Source organism: Thermoanaerobaculia bacterium (genome assembly GCA_018057705.1).
Taxonomy (GTDB): domain Bacteria; phylum Acidobacteriota; class Thermoanaerobaculia; order Multivoradales; family JAGPDF01; genus JAGPDF01.
Window position 1 is genome coordinate 1 of the sequence record JAGPDF010000073.1, and the last position, 5,601, is coordinate 5,601.

Consider the following 5,601-nt stretch of genomic DNA (forward strand, 5'->3'; position numbering starts at 1 on the left):
GTGTAGCCGGGGGCGCGCTTGACCATGACCTGGGGGGCGTTCTGGTTGGTGCCTTTGGCGATCTTCCAGCCCGACCAGACGGGCTTCCCGCTCTCGACCTCGTGGAAGGTGAAGGCGATGCCGCCGGTGGTATACCACTCGCCTTGCGGGATGAGGAAGAGATCTCCCCACCAGCCGGGGGCGACGCCGACGCCGGCCGTCAGGTTGTTGACCGCGCCGGCGTTGTACATGAGCTCGAGGTCGGCGGGCTCGCCCACCGCGACTTTGGTGAAGCCCTTCTTGGCCAGCGCCTCCTCGGCGGCCTTGCGCACCGGTCCATCCAGTCCGGCGCCACCGGGGCCCTCGGCCTTGTTCCAGCGATAGGACTTGTAACTGGCGAAGTCGGCCGCGGCATCGCGACTGGTCTGGATCCTCGCCGCCCTTGCGGCGGGCACCAGCGCGAGCGGCAGGACGAGCGAGAAGGCGGTGACGAGAACGGCGAGCTTGCTGCGCATGGAACTCCCTTCGGTCAGGAAGGATTCTGTGGTGTCGCCGCAGGTCGCGCAAGTGGGGCGCCCGAAGAGGCACCCCGCCGGGAGATGCGCCGGAACTAGGGTCGGCGCGCCGCCTTCACCCTCTCGAGGCGCGCGAGCACCTCGAGTCGGTCGGGATGATCGACCGGGAGGTTCTCCGTCTGTACCCGCAGGACGTGTTCGTACTCCTCCTGCGCCTCCTCCAGCCGGCCGCGCTCGAAGGCGACCTCGCCGAGCGACAAGTGGATGAAGCTCGTCTGGATGTTCTCCGGACCATAGAGCCTCTCGTGGCCGCCGAGCGCCCGACGCAGGAAGGTCTCGGCGTCGTCCAGCCGCCCCATCGCGAGATAGAGATCGCCCAGGCCGTAGAGACCCTGCGCCACGGCCGGATGGTCCTCGCCGTAGGCCTGGGTGTCGATCGCGAGCGCCTGCCGGTGCAGTGGCTCGGCGAGCTCGTAGCGCTTCTGGGTCTGGTGCAGAAGAGCCAGGTTGTAGAGCGTCGGCGCGACCCGCGGGTGGTTCTCGCCCAGCGTCTTGCGGCGGATCTCCACGGCGCGCTCGAGCAGCGGCTGTGCCTCGTCGAAGCGCTTCTGCTGCATCAGGAAGAAACCGAGATTGCCCAGCGCGTCGCCGACATCGGGGTGGTCCGGCCCGAGGGCCTTCTCGCGGATCTTCAGCACCCGCTCGAAGAGCGCCCCCGCCGCATCGCGATCGCCGAGCTCGACCTCGATGATGCCGAGCGTGCGCAGGCTCTGCGCCACCAGCAGGTCGTCGGCGCCGAGCTCGCGTTCGCGCAGCGCGAGGGCCTCCATCGCGAGCGGCCGCGCCTCGTTGTAGAGGCCGAGCCGCTGGTAGACGCCGGCGATCGTGTGCAGCAACCGGGCACGCAGCACCGGTGTCTCGTCGAGCTCGCCGCGGATTCGCTCGGCACCGCGGTCGAGGAGCTCGCGGGCCGTGACCTCGCGGCCGCGGCTCTTCTCCGGATCGGCCTCGGCGAAGAGGCCGACGAGGAAGCTGGCGACCTTCTCGGTCTCGGCGCGAGCGGTCTCGGCGGCGACCCGCGCGCGGTCGGCCTCCGCGGCTGCGCGGTTGGCGCGCGCCGCCTCGACGCTGCGTGCGATGAGGCCGCCGACGAGGGCGATCGCGACGAGCACCGCCGCGGCGACGAGGCCGCGCCGCCGCCGCACGAACTTGCGCGTGCGGTACCAGAAGCCCGGCGGGCCGGCCTCGACCGGCCGATGCGTGAGGTGCCGTTCGACGTCGCCGGCGAGCGCCGAGACCGAGGCGTAGCGCAGCTCGCGGTCGCGGGCGATCGCCTTGAGCACGACCCAGTCGAGGTCGCCCGCGAGATCAGCGGCGAGCCCGCGCCGGGAGGCGGCGCGCTCCGCGGCGATCTCGTCGGCCTCGCCGCCGCCGAGCTGTGCGAGCCGTTTCGAGGGTGCCGGAGGATCGAGGTCGCGAATCCTGCGGAGCATCTCGCCGCGCGGGACGTCGGCAGCGAACGGCAGCACGCCGGCCACCAGCTCGTAGAGCAGGACCCCAAGCGAGTACACGTCACTGCGGGTGTCGGGCTCGGCCGGCCCCCCGAGCTCGGAGATCGACTCCGGGCTCACGTATCCGGGAGTCCCGACCAGCCCGACCGTGAGCTCGCTCTCGACGAGCGGCCGGTCGAGCGCCTTGGCGATGCCGAAGTCGATGACCTTGGGCAGGGGCCGGCCGCCCTGGTCGGCGACGAGGATGTTCGAAGGCTTGAGGTCGCGGTGGACCACCCCCTTCTGGTGGGCGTGCTGCACCCCCTCGCAGACCGCGAGGAAGAGGCGGAGACGCTCGGCGAGCGCGAGACGCCGTTCATCGCAGAATGCCGTGATGCGTGGCCCCTCGACGAGTTCCATCACGAAGTACGGGTTGCCTTCGAGCGTGGTGCCGGCGTCGTAGAGCTGTGCGACGTTCGGATGGGCGAGCCGCGCCAGCGCGCGGCGTTCCGCCTCGAAGCGCAACTGCCGGTCGAGCGACGAGAGGTGCGCCGCGCGCACGACCTTGAGCGCCACGCGCCGCTGGACCGGCTCGAGCTGCTCGGCGAGAAAGACCGTCCCCATGCCACCCTCGCCGAGGAGGCCGACGATCCGGTAGGGGCCGATGGCTGTGAGACCGTGCGGCGGCGCTGCGACACGCTCCTCGCCGCGGCCGTCGACGGCGGTCGGAATCTCCTGGGCCGAGGGCGGCGGCGTGCTCTCGTTGGGGGCCATGGTGCGGCGCCGGACGATACTACAGAGCTACCTTTCGCCTCGAACCGGAGACCGGGCCGGAACCCGTCCCGGGCCGGGATTGATAGAGTGACCCGGCCCGCTTCGACTCGCATCGACGCCGGCCTTCCCGGAGACACTCTTGCAAGCGATTCAGGACTTCCTGCACCTGCTCTTTTCCGTCGAAGGCCTGACCCAGCTCATTCAGTGGGGCGGACTTGCCGGCCTCACCGCGATCATCTTTGCCGAGACCGGCCTGCTGATCGGCTTCTTCCTGCCCGGCGACACGCTCCTGCTGACCGCGGGCCTGCTCTCGGCGGCGACCGGCAAACCCGACCTCGGCATGATGCTCCTCGTGCTCTCGATCGCCGCGATCGTCGGCGACTCGACGGGGTATCTGATCGGCAAGAAGGCCGGCCCGGCGCTCTACAAGCGCCAGGACTCGCGCTTCTTCAAGCAGGCGCATCTGCAGCGCGCCAAGGCGTTCTACGAGCACTGGGGAGGGATCACCATCGTGCTGGCGCGCTTCGTCCCGGTGGTGCGCACCTTCGCGCCCATGGTCGCCGGCATCGCCGGCATGAACTACCGCCGCTTCGTGATCTTCAACGTCTTCGGCGGCATCCTCTGGATCGTCTCGATGACCCTGGTCGGCTACTTCTTCGGCCAGATCCCGTTCGTCCAGAAGCACCTCGAGAAGATCATCCTCGGCGCCCTCCTGGCCCACGTCCTCATCATCCCCGTCGTCGCCACCGTGATGAAGAAGATCCGCCTGCGCAAAGCGAGCTGAAGCGCCCTCGCGTACAATGTTGCGGCGATGCACCCTCCGCCGCAGAGCCCCGTCGCCCCCTCGGAATACCACGCCGAGGTCGCGCGGCTGGTCGATGAGATGCGCGCGCGTTGCCTCTGGTTCCTGCGTCCCGACTACTATCCCGAGACTCCAGACGAGATCGACCGCACACTGCGCGCGATCGAGCGCGCCGGCGATCAGACGGCCTTCCAGCGCGCCCGCGCCCTCCGCCAATGGCACTCACCGACCTCCAGCGCGACATCTGCCGGCTCTTAGCCCGCCGCCGCATCGAGGCCGGCGAGAGCTACCTCGCCGGCGGCTCGACCCTGAACGAGCTTCTCGGGGCGAGTCGGCTCTCACGCGACCTCGATCTCTTCCACGATACCGAGGCGGCCGTCTCGGTGTCGTTCAAGTCCGACGAGGCGCTCCTGCTGAGCGCAGGTTTCGCAGTGGCGACGATTCGAGAGGCTCGAGGCTTCATCGAAGCAGAGCTCAGCCGCGATGGAAGCAGCGCGCGGATCGAATGGTCGCGGGATAGCGCCTTTCGATTCTTCCCATTGGTGGAACATTCCGAGCTCGGCCTCGTCCTTCATCCGTTCGACCTCGCCACCAACAAGGCGCTCGCTCTCGTCGGACGGCTTGAGGTTCGCGACTGGGTGGACGTGATCGAGTGCGACCGTCGCCTGCAGCCCTTCGGCTACCTGGCCTGGGCGGCGAGTGGCAAGGATCCGGGCTTCAGCCCCTCCTTTCTCGTCGACCGGGCGGCGCGACAGGGCCGATACTCCGCCACCGAGGTCGCGGAGCTCGACTTCGCCGGACCGCACCCGGACGCCGCAGAGCTCTCCCGCCGCTGGCACGTGATCCTCGACGAGGCCCGGCGGGTCGTCGAGGTACTCCCAGCCGACGCGGTCGGCTGCTGCGTCCTCGGCGGCGACCTCGAGCTCTGCCGCCTCGACTCGCCCGCCCTCGAAGCTGCCGTCGCTGCCGGCCAGCTCCAGTTTCACCCAGGCCGTATCGGCGGCGCCCTGCCGACTCTCAAGCCCGCCTAGCAGCCGGCGAGAATCCCCCACCTGACCGGTATGACCCGCCTGCCGCGCAGAGCGCTCTCAGGACTTCGGCTGCTGGTGCTGGCCCACCTGACCCTGCACGCCTTTTTCAGTCCGGTCTACGAGGGCCCGGACGAGCCGTTCCATCTGGCCCGGGCGCGTGCGTTCGCGGAGGTCCCATTCGCGGAGGCGCTCGCCGGGGAGGTCGTCGACGCGGACCTCGTGCATTCCCTGCGCGCCTGGCCCTGCGGGCCCGCCATGCACGCGGCCTTCGACTGCCCATCGTTCGGCCGCGAGAAGGCGGCGTTCAACATCGTGGAACCTGCGCGGCGGGCAGGGGGGGACGGCAGCGCCAGCTCCAACTACCAGGCTCATCAGCCGCCCGTCTACTATCTGGCTGCCGCCTCGGTGCTGGGGCTCTTCGCGCCGGCGATCGGAACAGCTCCCGAGTCGCAGATCCTCCTGCTTCGCCTCGCGGCTGTGCTGCTCGTCGGGTGCGTTCTCTGCTTTCCGATCAGAAGGCTCGGCAAAGGGAATGCGCACTTCGAGACCCTCTTGCTGCTGGCTCTGCTGCTGCCTGGGGCCGCGGAGTCGTTGATCCGGGTCAGCAATGATGTCGCCGTTTTCGCCTGGGCGGTCTTGATGGTGGCAGCTCTGAGCCGACGCGACGCAATCAGCACGAAAGAGTTGGCCTTGCTGGCGGCTGTGGGCCCTCTGCTGAAGCTCACGGCGTTCCCAGTCGTCGCCGTGGCCGCGGTTGTCGGCTGGCGGGCGCGCGGCTGGCGGTCCGGTCTCCTCATCGGCGCCTCAGGACTCGCTGTCTTCCCGCTGCAATGGCTGCGCGGCTGGGCCTGGGGCGGGACGCTCGAGGCGAACACGCCGCTCGGCGCGCTGGGATCCTTGTCCGAGATTCTCCTCGGCCTCGTCCACAGCGCGGCGACCTTTCTCAAGACGGCCGTCTGGTTGGGGGGCTGGACCTTCTTCCGTCCCCCGACCTGGGTGTTGGTCGCCAT

General features: G+C 69.6%; 6 protein-coding genes. 4 read left to right on the forward strand and 2 right to left on the reverse strand.

The window, feature by feature from the left end; all coding sequences use genetic code 11:
* Positions 1 to 494, reverse strand: a 494-nt coding sequence (locus tag KBI44_17385) for a DUF4136 domain-containing protein (protein MBP9146254.1), incomplete at its 3' end; no start/stop codon positions are given.
* Positions 495 to 589: 95 nt separating this feature from the next.
* Complete coding sequence (locus KBI44_17390) at positions 590 to 2,758, reverse strand: serine/threonine protein kinase (GenBank protein MBP9146255.1); 2,169 nt, start codon at positions 2,756 to 2,758, stop codon at positions 590 to 592.
* Positions 2,759 to 2,897: 139 nt separating this feature from the next.
* Between KBI44_17390 and KBI44_17395 the strand changes: the two genes are divergently transcribed.
* The 4 genes from KBI44_17395 to KBI44_17410 form a co-directional block, all read left to right on the forward strand.
* Positions 2,898 to 3,542 carry a VTT domain-containing protein gene (locus KBI44_17395; protein ID MBP9146256.1) on the forward strand — a complete coding sequence of 215 codons (645 nt, stop codon included), beginning with the start codon at positions 2,898 to 2,900 and terminating at the stop codon, positions 3,540 to 3,542.
* 27 nt (positions 3,543 to 3,569) lie between these two features.
* Positions 3,570 to 3,818 carry a hypothetical protein gene (locus KBI44_17400; protein MBP9146257.1) on the forward strand — a complete coding sequence of 83 codons (249 nt, stop codon included), beginning with the start codon at positions 3,570 to 3,572 and terminating at the stop codon, positions 3,816 to 3,818.
* On the forward strand, positions 3,776 to 4,591 hold the full coding sequence (locus KBI44_17405; GenBank protein MBP9146258.1) for a hypothetical protein: 816 nt from the start codon (positions 3,776 to 3,778) through the stop codon (positions 4,589 to 4,591). Before KBI44_17400 ends, KBI44_17405 begins: the two co-directional genes overlap by 43 nt.
* 30 nt (positions 4,592 to 4,621) lie before the next feature.
* The coding region (locus KBI44_17410; protein ID MBP9146259.1) for a DUF2142 domain-containing protein at positions 4,622 to 5,601 on the forward strand (980 nt) is incomplete at its 3' end.